General features: G+C 71.6%; 10 protein-coding genes. 5 read left to right on the top strand and 5 right to left on the bottom strand.

Going from position 1 to position 22,177, the window contains the following annotated elements; genetic code table 11:
- Positions 1 to 1,036: 1,036 nt before the first annotated feature.
- On the top strand, positions 1,037 to 5,035 hold the full coding sequence (locus tag ACGFW5_RS26105) for an amino acid adenylation domain-containing protein (protein ID WP_393836708.1): 3,999 nt from the start codon (positions 1,037 to 1,039) through the stop codon (positions 5,033 to 5,035).
- A complete protein-coding gene (locus tag ACGFW5_RS26100) occupies positions 5,035 to 14,316 on the top strand; it encodes an amino acid adenylation domain-containing protein (RefSeq protein ID WP_393836707.1) in 9,282 nt (3,093 codons plus the stop codon). The genes ACGFW5_RS26105 and ACGFW5_RS26100 overlap by 1 nt, the downstream gene beginning before the upstream one ends.
- 146 nt (positions 14,317 to 14,462) lie before the next feature.
- On the opposite strand, the gene ACGFW5_RS26095 is transcribed toward ACGFW5_RS26100, so the two are convergent.
- Together ACGFW5_RS26095 and ACGFW5_RS26090 are read right to left on the bottom strand one after the other, a co-directional pair.
- On the bottom strand, positions 14,463 to 14,681 hold the full coding sequence (locus tag ACGFW5_RS26095) for a hypothetical protein (RefSeq protein WP_393836706.1): 219 nt from the start codon (positions 14,679 to 14,681) through the stop codon (positions 14,463 to 14,465).
- 68 nt (positions 14,682 to 14,749) lie between these two features.
- Entirely contained in the window at positions 14,750 to 15,262 is a 513-nt protein-coding gene (locus ACGFW5_RS26090; RefSeq protein ID WP_393836705.1) for a hypothetical protein, read from the bottom strand.
- Between the two features lie 588 nt (positions 15,263 to 15,850).
- Between ACGFW5_RS26090 and ACGFW5_RS26085 the strand changes: the two genes are divergently transcribed.
- Positions 15,851 to 16,954 (top strand): globin domain-containing protein, encoded by a 1,104-nt coding sequence (locus ACGFW5_RS26085; RefSeq protein ID WP_393836704.1) that lies wholly within the window; start codon positions 15,851 to 15,853, stop codon positions 16,952 to 16,954.
- Positions 16,955 to 16,968: 14 nt separating this feature from the next.
- Positions 16,969 to 17,577 carry a pyridoxamine 5'-phosphate oxidase family protein gene (locus tag ACGFW5_RS26080; RefSeq protein ID WP_393836703.1) on the top strand — a complete coding sequence of 203 codons (609 nt, stop codon included), beginning with the start codon at positions 16,969 to 16,971 and terminating at the stop codon, positions 17,575 to 17,577.
- 184 nt (positions 17,578 to 17,761) lie between these two features.
- On the opposite strand, the gene ACGFW5_RS26075 is transcribed toward ACGFW5_RS26080, so the two are convergent.
- The 3 genes from ACGFW5_RS26075 to ACGFW5_RS26065 form a co-directional block, all read right to left on the bottom strand.
- Positions 17,762 to 18,031, bottom strand: coding sequence for a hypothetical protein (locus ACGFW5_RS26075; RefSeq protein ID WP_393836702.1), 270 nt, complete (start codon positions 18,029 to 18,031; stop codon positions 17,762 to 17,764).
- A 330-nt stretch (positions 18,032 to 18,361) separates the two neighbouring features.
- Positions 18,362 to 19,786: a hypothetical protein gene (locus ACGFW5_RS26070; protein ID WP_393836701.1), complete on the bottom strand. Its 1,425-nt coding sequence runs from the start codon at positions 19,784 to 19,786 to the stop codon at positions 18,362 to 18,364.
- Positions 19,787 to 20,330: 544 nt separating this feature from the next.
- Positions 20,331 to 20,867 (bottom strand): hypothetical protein, encoded by a 537-nt coding sequence (locus ACGFW5_RS26065; protein ID WP_393836700.1) that lies wholly within the window; start codon positions 20,865 to 20,867, stop codon positions 20,331 to 20,333.
- A gap of 265 nt (positions 20,868 to 21,132) precedes the next feature.
- On the opposite strand from ACGFW5_RS26065, the gene ACGFW5_RS26060 reads away from it, so the two are divergent.
- Positions 21,133 to 21,981: an oxygenase MpaB family protein gene (locus ACGFW5_RS26060; RefSeq protein ID WP_393836699.1), complete on the top strand. Its 849-nt coding sequence runs from the start codon at positions 21,133 to 21,135 to the stop codon at positions 21,979 to 21,981.
- The last annotated feature ends 196 nt before the right edge of the window (positions 21,982 to 22,177 follow it).

The raw sequence follows: 22,177 nt of genomic DNA, 5'->3' as shown, positions 1-22,177 counted from the left end.
GCCCCCGCCCAGCGGCACACCGATTCCTCCGAGCAGCCCGCGAACAGACCCCCAGAACAGACCCTCTGGCAACCCGAGTTGCCGTACCGCGGTCCGGTTGACCATCTCCCTCAGCAGCGAGGCGGCCAACCCCTCCGCACCCAGGCCCCGCTCCAGCAAGGCCAACCCCACCGCACCCAGGTCCCGCTTCCGCGAGGCCCGAACCGCGGTGCCGTCTCGTTGCCCTCCACCACCCGGTCCAGCAGGCGTCGGCCGCACACCTCACCCAGGCGCGCGACTGGCTGCGCGCCCCGCTCGACCTGTCCGTGTGCCGCCGCACGGCCGGTCACGAATTCCTCGGACCCGTACCCGGTCATGGCCAGGGCCGGTACGCCGTCCGCATCACCAGGTCCATGTGCTCGCCGGGGCCCTGTGATGCCGGAATTCCTCCAGGCCATTCCGGAGGAATTTTCGACGGCACTTCCGGGGGAAAGGGACGCCATCAGGAGCATCGGGCATGGAAGTAACAGCTAGTAACAGCTAGTAACAGCTCCTGTCGCCTGAGGTCGGAGATGGTCCGCAATCTGCCTCAGGAATCACGCGAGATGCAATACTCCCGTCGGTCACCTTGCCCTTCCGTACCTTCTCTCTGGCCCTTTCGGGCAGAACGCCCCGTCGCGGCGTGACAGGGCGGCGCACGTGCACGAACGGCCATTGACAGACTCAGAAGCACTGATCAATCATCTCAACCACCGCTCGGGAGATCGGCGCCGGCCAGCGACACGGCCGTGCGATCGCCCGTGTACGGCACATCGGCCCATGCGCCGGAATTCCCCCTGGAATTCCCCGACTCCCGCAGTTCTTCACGTACTTGATTCAGATCGTGCAGTGCGTTGCGGGGGCGCACTGACACTCGACAGTCCCGCTGAGACATCCATCCAGTCACGGCTGTGAAAAAGCATCCCACAGAGGGGAACAGCTGGCCTTGCCCGCGAACCAGGAATTGCGGCATTCCACCCCGGAACCGCCCGGCACGACACCCACACGACCAAGACCCGTGCGGCCCGTCGACCGGGCCGCTCCCCTGGCGCTGTCCTACGCGCAGCAGCGGCTATGGGTTCTGTCGCAGATGCAGGGCGCGAGCGAGGCCTACCACATGCCCGTGGCGGTGGAGCTGCGCGGCGCATTGGACCGCCCGGCGCTGGGCAGGGCGCTGGACGCGCTCTCCGCCCGTCACGAGGTGCTGCGTACCCGGCTGGTCACCGTGGCAGGCGTGCCCTTCCAGCGGGTCGGCCCCGCCGACGCGGGCTTTCCCCTCGCGATCACAGATCTCACCGGCGCACCCGACGTACCCGACGCACCCGACGCACAGGATCAACTCGCCGTGCTCCAGCGGGAGGAGGCCACAGTCCCGTTCGACCTGGAGCGCGGCCCGCTGGCCCGGGGGCGCCTGGTGATGCTGGATTCCGAACGGCACGTCCTGCTGCTGACGCTGCATCACGTCATTTCCGACGGCTGGTCGATGTCCGTCCTGAACAGGGAACTCGGTGCGCTGTACGCCGCGTTCAAGACCGGAGCCGACGACCCGCTGCCCGCGCTGCCCGTCCAGTACGCCGACTACGCGGCCTGGCAGCGGCAGTGGCTCTCCGAGGGAGCCACGGAGCGGCAGAGCGCCTACTGGCGGAAGGCCCTCGCGGACGCCCCCGCACTGCTCGAACTGCCCACGGACCGGCCGCGTCCCGCCGAGCAGGACTACCGGGGCGCGCAGGTGCCCGTCACCATCGACGAGGAGCTGACCGCCGCGCTGCGGGAGCTGGGCAAGCGGAACGGCAGCACCCTCTTCAAGACCGTGCTGACGGGCTGGGCGCTGACCCTTTCGCGGCTGGCGGGCACCGAGGACGTGGTGATCGGGGCGCCGGCGGCCAACCGGATCCGTCCCGAACTCGAAGGTGTCATCGGCTTCTTCGTCAACACCGTCGCGCTGCGCGTCGATGTGTCCGGCGAACCGACGGTGGCGGACCTGGTGCGCAGGACGAATGCGGCCGCGCTGTCGGCGCTCCACCACCAGGACCTGCCCTTCGAGCAGGTCGTCGAAGCCGTGAACCCGCCCAGGAACCTCGGGCACACCCCACTGTTCCAGGCGATGCTGGCCTGGCAGAAGGCCACCGAGGAAACGTTGGAGCTGCCCGGCGTCGAGAGCGTGCCGCTGAAGCTCCCGCGCTTCACCGCCGCGTTCGATCTGACGCTCTGCCTCACGACACGAGACGGCCGCGTCACGGGGGAGCTCGACTACGCGACCGCGCTCTTCGACGCGGCGACCGCCGAGCGCCATGTACGCCAACTGCTGCACGTATTGCGGCAGATGGCCGACGACCCGCAGCAGTCCGTCGCCGCCCTGACACTCCTGGACGAGCGGGAACTCCACCAGGTCCTGGTGGAGTTCAACGACACCGAGCTCGCGCCGACCCCCACCGGACTCGTGGAGCGGTTCGAGGCGCGGGTGCGCGAGCGGCCCGACCAGGTCGCCGTGGTCCACGAGGGCGCGCGGCTCGACTACGCGACGCTCGACCGGCGCGCCAACCGCATCGCCCAGGCCCTGATCGCCAGGGGTGTGGGCACCGACGAGGTCGTGGGGCTGCACCTGAACCTCTCGGTCGACGTGGTGGTCGGCATACTCGGCGTGCTCAAGGCGAGCGCCGCGTACCTGCCGCTCGACCCCGCGCTCCCCCACGAACGCCTCACGGGCATGGTGGCCGACTCGGGGGCCGTGCTGGTCCTCAGCGACACGGACGGCGCCCCCGCGCCGAGCCCGACGCCCCAGGACGACACCACCGCGGGTCCCAAGGACGACGCGCCGTCGACTCCCTGGCTGCGGCTGGCCTCCGTCGAGGCCGGTGCCCCGCACGACGACGCGCCCACGACGTCCTACCGGCCGGACGACCTCGCATACGTCATCTACACCTCGGGGTCGACCGGCCACCCCAAGGGCGTTGCCGCCACCCACCGGGGCATCCTCAACCTGCTGGACTACTGGAGCAACGAGTTCGGCGCGACCCCGGGACTGCCGTCCGCGATGTGGCCGAGCTTCGCGTTCGACGCGTCGGTGCAGGAGTTCCTGCTGCCGCTCACCACCGGCGGCGTGCTCCGGCTCGTACCGCAGGACGTGCGCGACGATCCCGAGACGCTGACCGCCTGGCTGCGCGAGCACCGCATCGTGGACATCCTGCTGCCGCCCTCCTTCGTACGGTGGATCTGCGAGGCCCCCGATGAGCGGCTGGCCGGCCTCGCGCTGCGCTGCGTCCGCACGGGTCTGGAGCCGCTGCCCGAGGACGCGCTGCACCGCATGGAGCAGGCCCTGCCCGGGCTGCGCGTGCTCAACGGTTACGGACCCACGGAGACCGCGCTGTACTGCACCGCCCAGCTCGATCCGCAGCCGCTGGCGCGCCAGGCGCCGATCGGCCGCCCGGTCGCCAACACCCGGGCGTATGTGCTGGACGAGCGGCTGCGGCCGGTGCCGATCGGCGTCGCGGGCGAGCTGTACATCGCGGGCTCCGGCCTGGCCCGCGGCTACCTGAACCGGCCGGAGCTGACCGCCGAGCGGTTCGTGCCCGACCCCTTCGTGCCCGGCGCGCGCATGTACCGCAGCGGTGACATCGCCCGCTGGCTGCCCGACGGCCAGTTGCTCTACGTCGGCCGCCGCGACCACCAGGTCAAACTGCGCGGCTTCCGTATCGAGCTGGGTGAGATCGAGGCGACGCTCCTCCAACAGCGCGGGGTGCGCGAGGCCGCGGTCCTCGCCGACCGCGACGCCGCCGGAGAACCGCGGCTGGTGGCTGCCGTCGGGGTGGGCGACGCGGCGCCCCGGCGGATCGCCGAGTGGCGTGCCGCGCTCGCCCTTCGCCTGCCGGGCCACATGATCCCCGCGGTCTTCGTCGAGCTGCCGAGGCTGCCGGTCACCGACAACGGGAAGCTGGACCGCGCGGCACTTCTGGCTCTGGCGCACACCAGCCTCCCCGCCCTGGTGAACCAGGCGACTCCACGCGACCACATCGAGCTGACGCTCTATCAGATATGGCGGAAGCTCCTGCTACGGCCCGAGATCGGCATCCGCGACGACTTCTTCGACATCGGCGGCACCTCCATCTCCGCCATCAAACTGGCCCACGCGGTCCGGGAGGCGTTCGGCGAGGACCTGTCGGTCCGCGACGTCCTGCTGCACCCGACCATCGAGGACCTGGGCGGACGGCTGCGCCGGGGTGCGTCGGGCCCGCCGCCGAGCAACCTTCTGGACTTCCGCCCGGGCGACGGGGGCGCCAGGGTCGTCTGCGTCCATCCGGCGGGCGGCACTGCCTTCTGCTACCTGTCGCTGGCCAAGACGCTGCCCGACTCCGTGGGCGTCCACGGCATCCAATCGCCGGGCGTCAACCCGGGTGAATCGTTCCTGCCCACGGTCGAGGCCATGGCCGCTTCGTACCTGGAGCTCATCACCCCGCTGCTCGATGCGCCGCTCGTCCTGACCGGTCTCTCGTACGGCGGTCTGGTCGCACACGAGATGGGACGCCGCCTCGCCGCAGCGGGACACGACAGAGTGAGCGTGGTGCTGCTCGACACGCAGGGCACCGACGACCCGGAGCGCCGCGCCGCCGTCGCACCGGTGGACATGGCGGAGTTCCGCGACAAGCTGGTCAAGTTCAACGGGATGTACCCCGGCATCGACGACCGGCAGATCGCGCAGTACTTCCACATCTACAACCACAACCGGCTCACGGCCGCCTCCCACGTACCGGTACCGACATCCGCGCGCACGGTCCTGATGCAGGCCGTCGAGGGCGCGCCGGAACCCCTGCTGGAGGAGGTGCGGGGCTTCTGGCGCCGTCGCGCCGAAGGCGACTACCTGGTGGAGCCGGTGCGGTGCGACCACTGGGAAATGCTGGAGTCCGAAGCGGTGCTACGGGTGGCCGCGACGATCGAGACAGAGCTGACGGGCCTGGCCGCGCCCCGCCCGCTGCCGACCACCACACGGACCGCCGCCGCCGGCTCCGCACGGGAGAACTGATGGGCGCCGCACCGCACTTCCCCGCCCCCGGCCTCGCCGACGCCGTACTCCACCGCGCTCGCAGCCACCCGTCCGCCCCGGCGGTCATCGACGGCGAACACACCCTGGACTACGCGCGTCTCGACACCGCGAGCGCGTCCGTCGCCGACGCCCTGCACCGGCACGGTGTGCGGCCGGGACAGGCAGTCGCGGTCTGTCTGCCGCGCTCCTGGCAACTGGTCTGCGCCATGCTCGGCATCCTGCGCCTGGGCGCGGTGGTCGTCCCTCTGGACGCGCAGAGCCCGCCCGAGCGGCGGAACCACATCCTGACCGACTCGGCGAGCGTGGGGGTGCTCCACGGCGCCGTAGCACCGGAGGGACTTCCCAAGGACGTACGGCCCCTGCCGGTCGACGCACTCCTCCGCGGCGGTGCGGGGTTCCCCGCGCCGGATCCGCACACCGTGCCGAAGGTCTCCTTCGTCTTCTACACCTCGGGCACCACAGGACTGCCCAAGGGCGTCGAGGTGCGGGACGCCGGCATCATGCGCCTCGCCCAGCCCGGCTACATCTCTCTGCGCGAGGGCGCCCGCTACTCGTGCCTGTCCAACCCCGCCTTCGACGCGCTCAGTTTCGAGGTCTGGGTGCCGCTGCTGACCGGCGGCTGCTGTGTGATCGTCGACGACGAAACGGCGCAGACGCCCGACGTACTGGCGGCCGAACTGGAGCGGCTGCGCATCGACACCCTCTTCGTCACCGTCGCGCTGTTCAACGCGGTGGTCGACCAGGTGCCGCACTGCTTCGCCGGCGTCGGCCAGGTGCTGGTGGGCGGTGAGCAGCAGAACGCCCGGCTGATCCGCCGCTGGTACCGGTCCAACGCCACCTCTGCCACGCAGCTCTACAACGTCTACGGGCCCACGGAAGCCACCACGTTCGCACTGTGCCATCCCGTCCCCCGGGACTTCGCGGGCGATGTGGTGCCCATCGGGCGGGCGCTGCCGGGCACCGAGGCCCTTGTACCGGCCGAAGGGCACCGCCCTGCCGAGCCCGGCGAGACCGCCGAACTCTACTTGGCGGGCGAGGCGTTGGCCGTCGGCTACCGCAACCTCCCCGAGGAGACCGCGCGCCGCTTCGTCACCCTGGAGCGGCCCGACGGCACGCCGGTGCGCCACTACCGCACCGGCGACCTGGTCCGGCTCGACGCCGCGGGGCTCGTCGAGTACGTCGGGCGCGCCGACCGCCAGGTCAAGGTGCGCGGCTTCCGCATCGAACCGGGCGAGCTGGAGCGCCGGATCGTGATGCACCCCGCGGTCCGCCAGGCGTACGTCTGCACCCGCCGCGACGCGAACGGCGTCAACGAACTGCTCGCCCACCTGATCCTCGGCTCCGAGCTGTCCTTCGACGACTTCCACCGGCACCTGGACGCCGCCCTGCCTGCCTACATGCGCCCCCACCGGACCTACCTGGTCGACGAGTTCCCGCTCAACGCCAACGGGAAGGTCGACCGGGAAGCCCTGCTGCGGAACGACATCGCACCGTGGCGGCGCACCGGAGCCGCCGGGACCCGTGCCGTCCTCACCGCCCGGCAGCGGGACATGCTCGCCCTCGCGGAACGGATCCTGAGCACCGAGGGTTTGTGCCTCGCCGACCGCTGGACAGCCTGCGGCGGCGACTCGCTCAAGGCGCTGCGGCTGCGTTTCGAGGCGCGCCGTCTCTGGGGCTGCGAGCTGCCCGCGTCCCTGGTTCTGCGGAGCGACTTCGCCGAGCTGGCGGCAGCGACGGAGGCAACCGCCTCCCCCTACCCCCCTGTACCGGCAGCGGCGCCGGCCGACGCGGCGGGTCCGCGCACCGCGCCCGCCACCTCCGAGCAGCAGCGGCTGTGGCTCCTGCAGCAGCGCGATCCGGCGTCCCGCGCGTACAGCGTTCCGATGGTTTTCCGCGTCGACGGCGCTGTCGACACCACCGCGCTGCGCGACACGCTGCGACGCCTCGTGGCCCGCCACCCCGCGCTGCGCACCTCCTTCACCGCCACGCCCGAGGGGCTGCTCCAGACGGTGAACGAGCCGTACGACCCGTGGACCGAGCCCCCGGCGGAGGCCCTTGGCGACGCGGCAGGCCGAAGGGTTTTCATCGACCGGCTGTTCGCCACGCCCTTCGACCTGGCGCGGCCCCAGCTGTTCCAGGCGTGCTGGCTGCCCCGTCCCGGTGGCGGCGAACTGTACCTGCGCATGCATCACATCGCGGTCGACGGCTGGTCCCTCAACGTGCTGTTCGGCGAGCTGTCGGCCGACTACGCGGCAGCCGTCACCCGCGCGCGACAGGCGACAAGTCGACCGGCGCCGACGCCGCTCGACTACGCCCGCTGGCAGTCCGAGTGGTTCAGCCGCGACGCCTACCGCACCCAGCGGTCCGAACTGGCAGCCCTGTATGCCGAGTTGGCGCACGACGTGCCCGGTGCGGCCGAGACGGAACCTCTGGAGCCGGTCCACCCGTCGGACGGCCCCACGGGGCGGCTGCTGCACACCTCCCTCGACACGGGGCGTCGCACCGCGCTCGACCGGCTCTGCGGCGACCTCGGCCTCACCCGCTTCCATCTCCTCCTGGGCGTCTACGCCTGGAGCCTGTACGGGGTGACGGGCCGCACCCGGCCACGGATCGCCGCGCCGGTGGCCAACCGGCCCGTGCAGGACTTCGAGTCCAGCATCGGCATGTTCGCGAACACCGTGCTGCTCCCCCTGGGTCTGACCCCGGGCGAGCAGCTGCGCTCCCAGCTCCTGCGGTACGGCGCCGCCGCGCAGGCGGTCCTGGACCGCCAGGACGTGGTCCTCGCCGACGTCGTCGCCGACCTGCCGGGCCCGGCAGGCAGCACACCCTTCGACTTCATGTTCGTCCTGGAGAACACCGACTTCGACACGCTGGCGCTGCCCGGCTGCGAGGTCCGTCCGCAGTGGCGGGCACCGGTCGACGCGAAGTGTCCTGTGACGCTGTCGGTGGTCGAGCGGGCGACGGGCTTCGACTGCCTGTGGGAGTACGACGCCCGCCACTTCGACGCCGCCGATATGGCAACGCTGGCCGCCTTGTTCGAGCACGGCATCGACGCGCTTGCCGACGGTGTCGACCGTCCCCTGTCCGCGCTGGTGGCACCGTTTCGCCGTCAACTGCCCGAGCCTGGGCGCGCCGACCCGGCGCCCCTCGCCCACGCCACCGTCGCCGAGGGCTTCGCCCTTCAAGCCCTGCGCACACCCGACGCGCCCGCACTGGTGCACGCGGGCCGCACCCTCACGTACAGCCAACTGGATGCGTGGGCCGCCGCGTTCGCCGCCGAGCTCCAGCGACTCCACCCGCCGGCGCCGGGCGACAGCGGCCCCCGCAGTGTCGCGCTGTACCTTCAGCCATCGCCCGAACACGTGGTGGCGCTGCTGGCACTGGCCCGGCTGAACCTGACCATCGTGCCGCTCGACCCCGCCTATCCGCAGGAGCTGCTGCGGCAGATCCTGTCCCAAGTGGCGCCCCTGTGCGTGCTGGTGGCCCCTCAGGACGCGGACGCTCTCGACGCCATCGCTCCGCGCGGCCTGCCGCGCCACCGGATCCCCTCGGTGGATTGCCTTCCGGCGGCCGCGACCGCACTGCCGCCGCACGACGGCCGGCGTCCGCTGTACACGCTGTTCACCTCGGGCTCCACCGGCGCCCCCAAGGGCGTACAGGTGCCCGACCGGACGCTGTGCAACCTGTTGCAGTGGCAGCGCGACGTCGGGGGCCTGGGGGCTCCCGCCGTCACCCAGCAGTTCTCCATGCTGTCCTTCGACGTCTCCTTCCAGGAGATCTTCACCACGCTGTGCGGCGGCGGTGCGCTGCATCTGGTGAAGCCGCGATGGCGCCACGACGCGCCCGCTCTGCTCGACCAGCTCGAAGCGGCCGGAACCGAGCGTCTGTTCCTTCCGTATGTGGCCCTGAACCTGCTCGCCGAGCACGGCGTGCGGCTCGGCCGCTACCCGTCCCGGCTGCGCGAGGTGGTCACCGCGGGCGAGCAACTGCTGTGCACCGACGCCATCCGCCGCTGGTTCGCCGGGCTGCCCGGCGCCCGTCTGTTCAACCACTACGGGCCGACCGAGACCCATGTGGTCAGCGGCCTCTGTCTGGAGGGCGACCCCGCCGACTGGCCGGAGCGCCCGGCCATCGGCAGGCCGGTGACGGCTGCCTGGCTCCGGGTGGTCGACGAGGCGGACGAACCCGTACCGCCGGGGCGCAGCGGCCGCCTGCTCATCGGCGGCCCGATGGCCGCCCCCTGCTATCCGGGCGACGCGCGGCTCAACACGGAGCGCTTCGTCGAACTGCCCGGCCTGGGAACCTTCTACCGCAGCGGCGACCTGGCCCACTTCGACCGGGACGGCCTGCTGCACTATGAGGGCCGCGACGACCAGCAGATCAAGCTGAGCGGCCACCGCCTGGAGCTTGGCCAGGTCGAGGCGGCACTGCTGCGCCACCCGGCCGTCGTCAACGCGGTGGTGGTTCGGGACGGCGAACGGCTCGTTGCCTGCATGGAGTTCCACGCGGGAACCACAACAGCCCAGGACCCGGCTGCGGGACCCACCGGCGCGGAACTGACACGCCATCTGGCGGCGCTGCTGCCGCCGTACGTACGGATCGACCGCTTCCGGCGCCTGGCGAGGCTGCCGCTCACACCGAGCGGCAAACTGGACCGCCGCGCGGCCCTGACCGCGCCCGGTGACGACCTGCGGTCGCCGACCTCCGTCGCCCAGGACCCGCCGGTTCTGTCGCCGCGCGAGGCCCGGCTCACCGAACTGCTCGGCAAGGTGCTCGGCCGCACCGTCGCACCCGATGAGCGCTTCTTCGACGCGGGCGCCTCCAGCCTCGACCTGATGCGCTTCCAGCTGCGCTGCACCGCCGAGCCCGGTCTGAGCTTCACCGTCCCCGACCTGTTCGAGCACGTCACCATCCGCCGCCTCGCCGGGTTCCTGGACGGTGCGCGGTGCACGACCGACACGGTCCGGCCTTCGCACACCGCGGCGGACGAGCCGATCGCCGTCATCGGCATGGCCGTACGGCTGCCGGGCGCCGACGACCTCGGCTCCTTCTGGGAGATGGTGCGGACCGGAGCACGCGGCGTAAAGCACTTCGAAGCGGCCGATGGACTGGTCGGTGCCCGCAGTCAGATGTCGGGGCTCCTCTCCTTCGACCCCGAGCACTTCGGCATCAGCCGCCAGGAGGCGCGGCTGATGGACCCGCAGCAGCGCCATCTGCTGATGAGTTCCGTGCAGGCGCTGGCTCATGCCGGGATCGCGGACCCGTCCGGGCAGCGCATCGGGCTCGTCGCCGGCTGTGGCGAGAACACCTACTTCCAGTCCCTGCTGCGCGAGGCCGACCCGGAGCAACTGCCGGACGGCTTCCAGCTGGCGCTCCACCACGACAAGGACTTCCTCACCACCAAGGTCGCCTATCACCTCGATCTGACGGGCCCCGCCTTCACCGTGCAGGCGGCGTGCGCCAGTTCGCTGGTCGCCGTGCACGTCGCGGCGGGACTGCTGCGCCAGGGCGAGGCCGAGATCATGCTGGCGGGCGGGGTACTCGTCGACACGCTCCTCACGGATGGCTACACGTACCGCCCTCAGCACATCTTCTCCCGGGACGGTCACTGCCGGCCATTCAGTGACGACGCCGACGGCACGATCGGCGCCAGCGGTGTCGGTGTGGTGGTACTCAAGCCGTTGCGCCTCGCGCGGCGCGACGGCGACACCGTGTACGCGGTGGTCACGGGATCGGCGCTGAACAACGACGGTGCGGGCAAGCTCAGTTACAGCGCACCCTCGCTTCCGGGCCAGCGCGAGGTGATCCGCGCCGCGCTGCGCCGCAGTGGCCGCGCCGGCGCCGACCTGGGATACGTCGAGGCGCACGGCACGGGCACTCGGCTCGGCGACCCGGTCGAGGTCGGCGCGCTGCGCCAGGCGTTCGACCTGGCCGAGGCCGACCGGTGCGCGCTGACCTCGGTGAAGAGCCAGATCGGTCATCTGGGAGCCGCGGCGGGAGTGGTGGGTCTCGTACGGGCGTCGCTCGCCGTCCACCACGGGCTGATCCCGCCCAACGTCGGTTTCCGCACGCTCAATCCGCAGATCGGCTCCGACACCGCGCCGTTCTTCGTCCCGGCCACGGCCCGGCCCTGGCCCGCGGGACGGCCCCGGGTGGCCGCGGTGAGCAGCTTCGGCATCGGCGGCACCAATGCCCATCTGGTGCTCGAAGCAGACGGGACACGGGAGCACGACGAATCCCAACTGCCCTTCACTCCCTGCCTGTTGCTGTCCAGCTCCAGCCTTGCCGGGCTGCGCACCGACGCCGCCCGCATCGCCGACTACCTCCAGGCACGGCCCGAGACGTACGCCCGGGTGCTCCGCCATCTCCAGGCGGGGCGGCCCGCGCGCCGCCTGCGGGCCGCGGCGGCCTGCGCCGACGCGTCCGCGGCGGTGGCCTGGCTGCGTACGGTGTCCGGCGTCGAGGTGGCGGTGGCGCGCGAGGAGGAGTGTCGCGCCGTGGAGCACACGGCCGGTGACGTGGTGACCGCGTGGCTGGCCGGCCGGGCGGTCCGCTGGCCCGCCGGAGCCGCGCAGGCCCCCTGGGACTTCCCGCCGCCGAGTTTCGCGCTCGCCGAGTACGACTTCGAGCGCGCCACAGCCCCGGCCGAGGACAGTGGAAGGCCGCAGCGCCTGCCCGAGGCCGACTGGCTGCACCAGCCGCACTGGGTCCGGCTGAGCCGCGCCGTCACCGCGACCGGACCACGGACAGCGGGAGTGCTGGTGGCGATGACCGCCACCCCGCTGCCGCCCGACGCACTGGCCCCCTTCGAAGCGGCCTACGACCGGGTGGTACGCGTCAGCGCTGCGGACGCCTTCGCCCAACTCGCGCACGACGTCTATGAGTTGGACCCGGCCGACCCTGATTCAGTACGGCAGCTGCTCGACGCGCTAACCCCCGCGTCGGCCGACGCGCACGAGGTCGCAATCGACTGGCTGCACGCTCTTCCGCTGTCGGTGCGCGGCCCGATCGGCGAGGAGACGCTGGAGCGCGCCCGCTGGGCCTGCCTGGACACCCCGGCCGCCCTGTTGCGGGCGGCCGGCGAGCTGTCGCGGCCGGTACGGCTGCGGACCTGGTGGCTTTCGTACGGGACGCAGCCGGCCGAAGACGCCGTAAGGCGGCCGGAGTTGGGGCTGCTCGCGGGCGCGGCTGAAGTGGCACCACAGGAGTGTGCCCTCGCAGGGCACTGGGTGGACCTGCCCGTCGCGGACCCGGCCCACTGGAGTGGGGCGTTGGCGGCGCTGCTCACCGGGGCCGATGCCGCTACGGAACTGCCCCGGCGCCTCGCGCTGCGGCACGGCTACTGGTGGCGGCAGGCGCTGCTGCCCGTGCCCGCCCCCGTCGCGACCGCGCCCTCCGCACTGCCCGCCGCCCCGGCCACGTACCTCGTCATCGGCGGCACGGGCGGCATCGGCCGCTCCCTGGCCGCATGGCTCCTCGCGGATTCCGAGTGCCGGGTCGTCCTGCTCTCCCGCACTGCACGGCTGCCCGAGGACCTGGCCCCGTGGGCAGACCGCGTCGAGCTGGTCGAAGCCGATCTGGCCGAGGACCCGCTCGATGCGATCCTCGCCCGGATCGCCTCGCACACAAGAGGAGCCGGCGCAATCGACGGCGTGGTGCACGCCGCGGGCTCGGCGGGCGGCGGGCTGATCTCCCGGCGCGACGCCGAGGCGATGCGGCGGGCCACGGCTGCCAAACTGCGCGGCACGCTCCTGGTCGAGCGGCTGATCGAGCACTACCGGCCGGGCTTCGCGGCGTACTGCTCGTCGATGTCCGCGCAGTACGGCGGGGTTGGCCAGTTCGACTACGCGGCCGCGAACGGCGTCCTGGACGGCTTTGCCCGGTACCGTTCGGACGCCACCGCCACCGCCACAACGCTGCGGATCGGCATCGGCTGGGACGTCTGGAGCGAGGTGGGCATGGCCCGGGACGCCCTGCGGTCGGACACCCGCCACCAGGAACACCTCGCGGTCGGTCTTGCGGTCAAGGAGGGGCAGCGGCTGTTCGCGCGGGCGCTGCAACTCCAGCTTCCGCACCTGCTGGTGTCCACCACCGACATCGAGCGGGCCCGCGCCTTCTATGCTCCGCCATCGGCGCCGAACGCGGCGCCCCGCGCACAGGGCGCACACGTCGCACACGTTGCGCAGGACGCGGCACGACCGGAAGCGATCGCCGCCCGGCTCAGCGGCTGGCTGGGCGGCTGGCTGGGACTTGACCAGATCGACCCGGCGGGCTCGCTGTACGACCACGGCGTCGATTCGCTGACCATGCTCGATCTCGTCGCCAGGGTCGAGCAGCACTACGGCGTCGTCCTCGAACTCTCCCAACTGGGCCATCGCATCAGCCTCAACGGTGTGCTGGCCCTCGTCGAGAAGACCCAGGCCGCCGATCCCGGTGCGGCTCCCCCGGCGGACCAGGTGCCCATCGAGGTGTGGCAGGAGGGCACCGGGAGCGATGTGGTGTGCCTGATCCATCCGGTCGGCGGTGACGTCCAGGCCTACCGTGCGCTCGTGTCGCTCCTCGACCCGCACCTCACGGTCTGTCTGATCGCCGACCCCGCGTTGCACAGCCCCGACCGGCCTGCGTGGTCGCTGGCCGAGCGGGCCCGTCACTACCACGCCGCGCTGCGTGCGCGCTTCCCGCACGGTCCGTGGCGCCGGCACCTCGCGGGCTGGTCGTTCGGCGCCTGGGTGGCACACGCCGTGGCGGCAGAGGCGGAGGCAGCCGGCCACCCCGCCGCCGGGCTCCACTTGCTCGACCCGCCGCCGCCGGACGCCGCGCCGCACTTCCTGGCGTACGACGAAGCGCGGTACGCGGCGGTGTTCGCGCACGAGCTGGGCCAGGGCGGCACGGGACAGGACGGCACGGACGGGGACCGTGGCGGAACCGGCCGGAGCCCGCAGGCGCTGGCGTACGCCGAACGTCTCGCGCGCTGCTGCCGGGCCAACGTCGCCGCCATGGCACACCATCAGCCGCCCCGGCTGACCCGCACGCCCAGCCGCCTGTGGCTCGCGTCCCGCCCGGTGGACGGCCTGCCGGTGCTGGGCTCCCCGGGGGAGCAACGGCGGCTGTGGCAGGAGCGGTTGTTGCTGCTCGACGGCTTTCACGAGCTCGACACCACGCACTACGGGGTCGTCAGGACTCCGTGGGTGCGGGCGGTGGCGGACGCCGTCAACACCGCGATCGGGACGGCTGCCGAGCCCGCTGAGAGGACCCCATGATCCCCATGCCCCCTCTTCGTACGGTTCGCGGTCGAGGGGGAGCTCCGCCTCGCTGAGGCCGTCAGGGTCGTACAGGACCGCATGACGGCTGCTGGTGTGCAGGGCGGGCCTCGCTGCCGGGAGAAATACGTGCGGTTGGCCGTCGGTCACTGCTGGGCGTCCTCACCGCCACCGTCCCCGTCGTCCCGGTCCTCGATCCGCGATCCGCGATCCGCGCTGGGCGTCCTCACCGCCACCGTCCCTGCGGCCCGGGCGAAGCCGCGGTCCGCCCGGGCCGCCCGGGCCGGGAAGAGCACGCCGCAGGTGGGCGGCTGAAGGCCGCGCGCTTGCGGGACCGGGGTGGTGGTGTCGGTGTACGCGCCCATGCGGCGCCGCTTCTTCGGCGCGGGGTGTTCTTGTGGGCGGCGGGCTCCGGCTGCTGGGCCGGACTGCCTCAGTTCGCCCCGCCCTCGCCTCCTGAGCGACGCCGACACTCCCGGTATCTGCGCTCATTCGCCTCCAGCGTGGCATCGACGGCCCTCTTCAACGGGCTGCCGCCGCCATCCCGCTCCTCCTGGCGGGCCTCCGCGAACTCGGCCTCGCGGCGCCGCTGCGCCGGCGTCGGCTTCGTATCGGTGTCCGAGGCCCGCCCGGCTGCCGTCTGGCGCTCTTCGGCCTCTTGCCGCGCCCTGGCGACTGACCACCACCGCGGGCCCAACTGCGGGAGATCGAGAGTGCCGGGCGCGAAGCGCCGGACCGTCCCGTCACTCTCCATCTGTTCCAGCATCGCCCGGAGGGCATGTGCCGAGGTCCGCGGTGCGTCTCCCTTCAGCGCGCACCGGTTCGCGTCGATCGCCAGCGCGATCCGGTCCTCCCTGTCCGGGCAGGGCAGCAGATCCAGCGCCTCCAGGATCTCTTCCTCGCTCGGCTGATGGGCGTCCTCGTGGTCCAGCCTTCGCCGTCTCATCGCCTGAGCCTCTCCTTCTGTCCGGAGGTCACCGGCATCGCCCGGGGGTCCATCGCGCGTTCCGACCGTGGCGCCCGCCGCCGGAGCGCGGTCGAGCGCCATCGCCCGCTGCCGCCCCTGCCGGTGCGGCAGCGGGTCAGGATGTCCAGCCTGGCCCGGTGGGATCCGGCGGGCGACCTTCTCCTGCAGGGGAGCCTTCCGGCCACTGCCGACATCCGGGCCCCGAAGGAACTGCTACACCATCTGTCGGTCCTACCCGGCGCAGCACTGCGGTAACGCCTCGGCGAAGAGTGGCGCAGTAATCCATGGGAAGACGACGACTGTCATCACATCGCTGCCGGCTGAAAGGTGAACTGCGCACAACCAGCACGCCCCTGCCCATCCGACGTTCCAGCAAGTCTGCAACGACGACTCTGTGATTGCGACAACTCTGTGCCCCGACGATCGCCGCACCCGTCCCCGACATCGCCGTCCTTCGCACATCCCTCTCCCTTCCCGCCGCAGGCTTCCGGCATAGCGGCCCTCTCCGAGCGCGAAATCGCCCTGGTACGCGCCGGCCTGGCGGTGGTCGAGCCACAGGCAGCAGAGGTGACCGTCTACTTTTACGCCATCCTCTTCACGCGCTACCCCCAGGTACGCGACCTCTTTCCCGTGGACATGGACGTGCAGCGAGACCGGCTGCTCCGCGGTCTGTTGCGCATCATCGAGCTGGTTGACGACCCGCAGCGTCTCGTCCAGTTCTGCGCGCTCCTGGGTCGTGATCACCGCAAATTCGGGGCGGTGGAAGCGCACTATCCGGCTGTCGGTGAATGCCTGCTGGCAGCACTGGCCCGATACGCCGGAGCCGCCTGGAGCCCCGAGATGGCCCACGCCTGGACGCGTGCGTACAACACGGCAGCACAGGTGATGGTCCTTGCCGCTCAGGACGACAGCCGTCTGCGCCCTGCCACCTGGCAGGCCGAAGTCGTGGGCCACGTGCCCCGCGGCCATGGCATCGCCGAGATAACCGTCCGTCCCGACCAGCCTTACCCATATGCCGCAGGACAGTACGTCAGCATGCAAACCCCCTGGAGACCCCGGGCATGGCGCCACTACTCTCCCGCCAACGCCCGCCGGCCGGACAACACGCTGACGTTTCATGTACGTGCCGTTGCCGGCGGAACCGTCAGCAGCGCCCTGGTCCATCACGCCGCGGTCGGTGACATCGTTCAACTCGGCCCCCCACAGGGGAACATGTCCCTGGACGCCGCCGAGGACCGCGACCTGGTGTGCGTGGCGGGCGGCACCGGCCTCGCCCCCATCCGCGCCATTCTGGAGGACGCGGCCCGCACCGGCATACGCCGTTACGTCGACCTTTTCATCGGCGCCCGTACGGCAGAGGAGCTGTACGGACTCGACGACATGCTCCGCATGGCCCAGCGTCAGCACTGGCTGTCCGTCCGCGCGGCAGTCTCCCACCAGCACATCGTGGGCCGGGAGGGAACACTGCCGCAGGTGTTGCGTGAATTCGGGCCCTGGGACCAGCACGAAGCATTCCTGTGCGGGCCGCCCGCCATGGTCACCGAAGCTGTCCACAGCCTGATCCGTGGGGGTATCCATCCCGCCCGGATCCACCACGATCCGCTCGACACACCTGTCCTCAACACCCCCCTTGCCCCGGCCCGACACTCTCAGGAGAGCGCACCACAGTGACTACTCCCCACCCCATGCCCTCTCCAGGAGAACGTGCTCTCCAGGCACACCTCGGCACGCAGGAACGCGCCGACTCCTTCTACTCACGGCAGGTGCACCCTGCCCTCACCCCGGCGATGCGGGACTTCGTCGGCCGCCAGTCGATGATGTTCATCTCGACCGCCGGGCAGGCAGGTCACTGCGATGCCAGCTTCCGGGCCGGGCCGCCCGGATTTGTCACGGTCCTCGACGACGGCACCCTGACCTACCCGGAGTACCGCGGCAACGGCGTGCTCGCCAGTGCCGGGAACATCGCGGAGAACCCCCACATCGGCCTGCTCTTCATGGATTTCACTCACCACCACATAGGCCTGCACGTCAACGGGACGGCCGTTCTGCTGGCTCCCGACGATCCACGCGCTGATCACGACCGGATGTTGGTGGACTCCGCCCCGGGACGCAGGCCCGAGCTGTGGATCCGTATCACGGTGCAGGAGGCGTACATCCACTGTTCCAAGCACATCCCCCACCTGGAACCGGCCCTACGCCCCGGCCGTCGCTCGCCAGGCCAACGCCCCAAGGACAGCGACTACTTCACGGCGCCGTCCACGGAACACCACGGGCCCGTGACGTCTGGCTGGTGAACAGGCGACAGTTGAACGTGACGCCCGCTCCACCCTCCCCCTTGCGCGTCGAAGAGCGTTCGGGGGCGTGGCCGGCCTGCGGCGTCTCGCGCAGGGCCTACACGCGTTGCACGGCGGTCATGCGACAGGCTCAGGAGCAAGTGGTCGCCGCGTGTGCGTGTAGGCCCTGGGATGTGGTGCAGGGTCAGCCGATGACGACGAGGTCGCTCCGTTCGCCGCCCACCGCGGTGGTGCCGTGGGTGGCGGTGGCCCAGCCGCGTCCGCTGTCGGCGGTGTGGACGTGCGTGGTGTGAGCGAAGTGCGTCCAGCGGCCGGCGACGAAGGGCTCGCTTCCGGAGACGACACCGGCGGAGTGTCCACCGGTCGCGACGTCCGCATACGCAGGAGCGGCGACGCCTCCCAGGGCCATGACGGCGACCGACACTGCTACGGCCTTACTGAGCTTGCTCTTCATCAGATGCCTTTCTGCGGGATACCTCGACCAGCACACGGGCTGACCTTTCCCAGCCCTTCTTCCTGGCCTGAAGAAGCATCACACTCACCCTGCCCCACGACACTCGGACAGATCAAAAACTCATATCAGCACCAGAGTTCTTCGGCTGCCGCCGATCCACGTCGGGCTGCTCCTGCGCAGGGCCGCAAGACCGGGCTGCCGCAGTTCCGGCGCAGGGACGTGTGACGCTCAGCCACACGGAGGGCGGGCGAAACCGGCCCTGGCGTCCTCGGCTCGGGTTCGGGCGCTGGTGCGTCGCAGGCCCGACAAAGGGGCAGAGGGAACTACCGATTACACCTCGGAGCCATCGCCCGTCCCCCGGTGCATGACTGCCTCCCGCGCCGACCTGGCGAGCCTCGCCGACGCCTCATGGGTCTGGCCCTCGTCGGCGAAGTACACGGCGCCAATGCTGCCCTTGTCGACCCACGCGCAGATCGCCATGGGGGCGTTGCCCACCTCGTAGGACACACAGCGCATCGACCCGCCGAGGCCGCCGGGGTCGGCCTTCCAGATGGCTCGCGCCGGGTGTCCGGTGGCGTCCATCGCTTGCTCGATGGTGGCCGCCGCGTCGGCGGGCGCGTCGTGGAAGTCGCCCGTCGCGCCCCACATCATGAGCGCCGGCTGATCGGGGTCCGGCCCGTAGACGTAGGCGAACGTCCGGCCGGTCCCGTCCGTCAGATCCGGTGAGACCGCGCTTTCGATGCGTGCCAGGGCCGGGCTCGCGTCCTGGCGCGGCAGTCCCAGCAACCGGTCGGGAGCCGACACCGTGTAGCGCGGGTACGCCGCGTACTGCCGGTAGCTCCAGATGCCCGACAGTACGCCCGTCGCCACGACGGCGACGAGAACCACGACGGCCGTCACCCGCTCGCGTGGGGTGTACGCCGGGACCGGCGGCAGGGTCGGGAAAGCCGGGGCGGCAGTGGCATCGGCGGGTGGCGCCGGCGGGCGGGCCGCCGCACGGGCTCGGGCCCGCCGCAGGAGGGCGTTCAGCGGGAGGGTCAGCGGGAGCAGGGCGAAGACGGCGAGCCTCGACCACCAGGGGAGGTGCAGCGCAGGGACCGCGAGGAGCACCGTGATGCACCAGGCCGCACGCAGGAGTGCTGTGGACAGGGGTGCCCGCACCATCCAGCGCAACGGCGCGCGGCCGGGGCGGGCGAGCGCGGTGAGGGTCGCGGCCAGCACCGCGAGACGGTCGTCCCCGGGGCGGGACCCGGCCTGGTCCCTGGCTCGCGCGGCGGCGGAGGCGGGGTCGCCGACGGCCGCCAGAACCAGGCGGGCGTCATGGAGCTGTGCTCGCGACACCGAGGGGGGCTTCGGCCCCCTCGACCCCGAACCGCCCCGCTCCACGCGCAGCGCCTGCGGCGACCCCGGGGCCAACTCGCGTATGCGTGCTGCGAGTTCGGGGCCGCGGCGATGGCGGGCGGGGCGGTCCAGGTAGTCGGCGGCGAGGCACAGTTCGGCGTACGCGGCGAGGAGGTCGAGGTCGTCCGGGAAGGCATCGAGACCATCGCGGTAGGCGGCCTCCGCCCGGTCGTCGTGGTCGTCGTCGTTCTCGGCGGCATGAGCCCGGCCGAGGACCAGGAACAGCCGGGCCTCGGGCCCCTCGGCCGTCAGCGCGTCCCGTGCGGCGCGCCGGGCCTCGGCGAACCGCCCCGCCCGAAGGTGCCCTTCCGATTCCACATACGCGGACATGACCTCGTGGTGCTCGGCCTGCATGGTTTCCCCACCCCTGATGAATCCACCGAGTCGCTCGAACGGGTTCGGCGCGCAACTATCGCCCGGCAAACGTCCCTGGTCAAGGGCTATTTCTGAGGGCTGCCAACAGGGCTTGTGCGCAGCGGAGTTCACGGCACTTACGGCCCCCGTACCCGTAGGAGCGTCCGGATCCGAGCCTGCTGCCGTCGTGCTCCCGGCCTGTGGTCCCTCGGGCGTGCCGGGGCGGAGAACCCCGGGCGTCAGCGACCGTGAGGTCAGTTCAACCTTGGTCTCCCTCCTCGCCTCGATCGCCGGGGCGGCCACGGGCGGGCTGACTGCCGCCGCAGGGGAAAGCCTGGCGTGCGGGCCTCCTTGCCGGTCTCGTCGGCATGGACCTGACGGTGCCCTTCCGCAACCGGCTCATCGACGCCGACGACAGCGGTGAGGGTCGTACCCAGTCCGCAGGGGCCATCTTGATGTCTGTCGTGCGCCCGCCGCGCCGATGGCGATGGCGATGGGATGGGGATGGCGATGGGGATGGGGATGGGGATGGGGATGTCGGCTGTCAGGGGCTGTCGGGGCCGGCTGCGGCCAGGACCTCCGCCGTCACCTGCCGCAGTGCGCGGCTGGTGATCCAGCGGTTCTGCCCGCCGGTCAAGTACGCCGCGGCACGCCCTACCCATTCCGGGTCGGCGAGAAGATGCAGCTTCCCCTCGGCGGTGAGCAGCCGCAGCAGGGACTCCAGCCGGAGCACGTCCACCGCCCGGTACGGGCGCGTGTGCTGGTCGAAGCGCATCTGGTGGTCCTCGTACGGGTGGCGCAGTGTCGTGTGCAGCCAGCCGCCGTCGCGCGTCGCGACCATTCCCCTCAGCGTGTACGCGCCTCGGCTGTCGGTGTTCCAGGAGCGTTTGCCCCAGGTGACCCAGATGCCATTCATGATCCTGGACCACGGGATCAACTGTCCCTCGGAGTCCGGCTCGTGCTGGTAGAGCCCGTCCGGGCGGAACTCCACCCAGTGGGTGTCAGGTCGCGTGGCGTCCCCAACTCCCCAACGGCCGCCGGTCAGTTCCAGCGGCCCCAGAAATGTACGATCCTCCAGCATGCGGTCATTGAAGCACGTGTTCCATGAACCGTTGCTCCGCCTCCGGTACCAGTCCTCCCGCCGCCGCCCCGGGACAATCCCCAGGTCGGAGTCGGCTTACTGGGAGAGTCGAAGGCGCCGCCTGTCACGGCGCGGCGTACGGCCCCCGCCGGCCCCGCAGCCCCCGTGTCCCCGCAGTCCGAGCAGTCCCCGTGCCTCCGTGCCCCGCGCCCCCGCGCATGATCGGACCTTGTCGGACGCCTGGCCGGCACGCGATACTGGCCCCATGCTCGTGGATGCGATGCGTACCCGGCTCGGATCCGCCCTCTTCTCGCGCGTGGCGGGGCCGGACGGACCTGCCAACCGGGCCCGTATCCACGACACGCCTGGCCCGCGCTGGTTCGCCCTCGACTCCCCCGTGCGGGCGGTGCACGGCGACGCCGCCATGTTCATCGGCGGCATCGCAGCACTGCTCCTGCAGTCCCTGCACCCGCTCGCCATGGCCGCCGTCGCCGGCCACTCCGGCTACAAGGGCGACCCCTGGGGCCGCCTCCAGCGCACCAGCACGTTCCTCGCCGTCACCACCTTCGGCACCGAGGAACATGCCCAGCACGCGGTGGACCAGGTGCGGGCCGTGCATGCCCGGATCCGGGGCACCGCTCCCGACGGACGCGCCTACCGCGCCGACGACCCCCATCTGCTCACCTGGGTGTACACCGCCGAGGCGTACTGCTTCCTGGCCGCCCACCAACGGTTCGGCGCCCACCCCCTGGACGAGGAGGGGCGCGACAGATACGTCGCCGAGGCCGCGCGGGTCGCCCGTGCGCTCGGAGCCGACGACGCGCCTTCCGACCTGTCCACACTGCGCCGCCGCCTGGACGCGTACCGTCCCGAACTGCGCGCCACCCGGGACGCCCGCGCGGCGGCGCGCTTCCTGCTGCTCACCCCGCCCTTGCCCTGGGCGGCCCGCCCGGCGTACGGGGTGCTCGCCGCCAACGCCGTCGGGCTGCTGCCGGGCTGGGCGCGCCATGCGCTGCTGCTGCCGTACGTCCCGGTAGTGGAGGAGACTTTCATACGGGCGGGGGGCCACGGGTTGACCCGCACCATCCGATGGGCCATGCGTCCCCCGGCCTGACCGTGGGTGATCCCGAAGGACAGCGAGCCGGTCGCCCTGACGTCCGGGGCGGATGCGGTCTGATTGCCGAATAGCCACGCCACAGGGTGCTCTTCGTTCGGGCTTCGGGCTTCGGGCTTCGGGCTTCCGGCTTCCGCGCGGTCTGGTGTCCGTGTGAACACTGATGTGCTCAGGCGCGTACGGATGAACGTGCTCG

Origin of the sequence: Streptomyces sp. NPDC048416, assembly GCF_043200435.1 — a bacterium.
Taxonomy (GTDB): domain Bacteria; phylum Actinomycetota; class Actinomycetes; order Streptomycetales; family Streptomycetaceae; genus Streptomyces.
This window is presented reverse-complemented; position numbering and strand designations above follow the sequence as displayed.

Excerpts from the sequence above, each read along its gene's own strand:
- ACGFW5_RS26100 (WP_393836707.1), top strand. The coding sequence starts at position 5,035 with ATGGGCGCCGCACCGCACTTCCCCGCCCCCGGCCTCGCCGACGCCGTA.
- ACGFW5_RS26095 (WP_393836706.1), bottom strand. The coding sequence starts at position 14,681 with ATGGGCGCGTACACCGACACCACCACCCCGGTCCCGCAAGCGCGCGGC.
- ACGFW5_RS26090 (WP_393836705.1), bottom strand. The coding sequence starts at position 15,262 with ATGAGACGGCGAAGGCTGGACCACGAGGACGCCCATCAGCCGAGCGAG.
- ACGFW5_RS26080 (WP_393836703.1), top strand. The coding sequence starts at position 16,969 with ATGCCCTCTCCAGGAGAACGTGCTCTCCAGGCACACCTCGGCACGCAG.
- ACGFW5_RS26075 (WP_393836702.1), bottom strand. The coding sequence starts at position 18,031 with ATGAAGAGCAAGCTCAGTAAGGCCGTAGCAGTGTCGGTCGCCGTCATG.
- ACGFW5_RS26070 (WP_393836701.1), bottom strand. The coding sequence starts at position 19,786 with ATGCAGGCCGAGCACCACGAGGTCATGTCCGCGTATGTGGAATCGGAA.
- ACGFW5_RS26065 (WP_393836700.1), bottom strand. The coding sequence starts at position 20,867 with ATGCTGGAGGATCGTACATTTCTGGGGCCGCTGGAACTGACCGGCGGC.
- ACGFW5_RS26060 (WP_393836699.1), top strand. The coding sequence starts at position 21,133 with ATGCTCGTGGATGCGATGCGTACCCGGCTCGGATCCGCCCTCTTCTCG.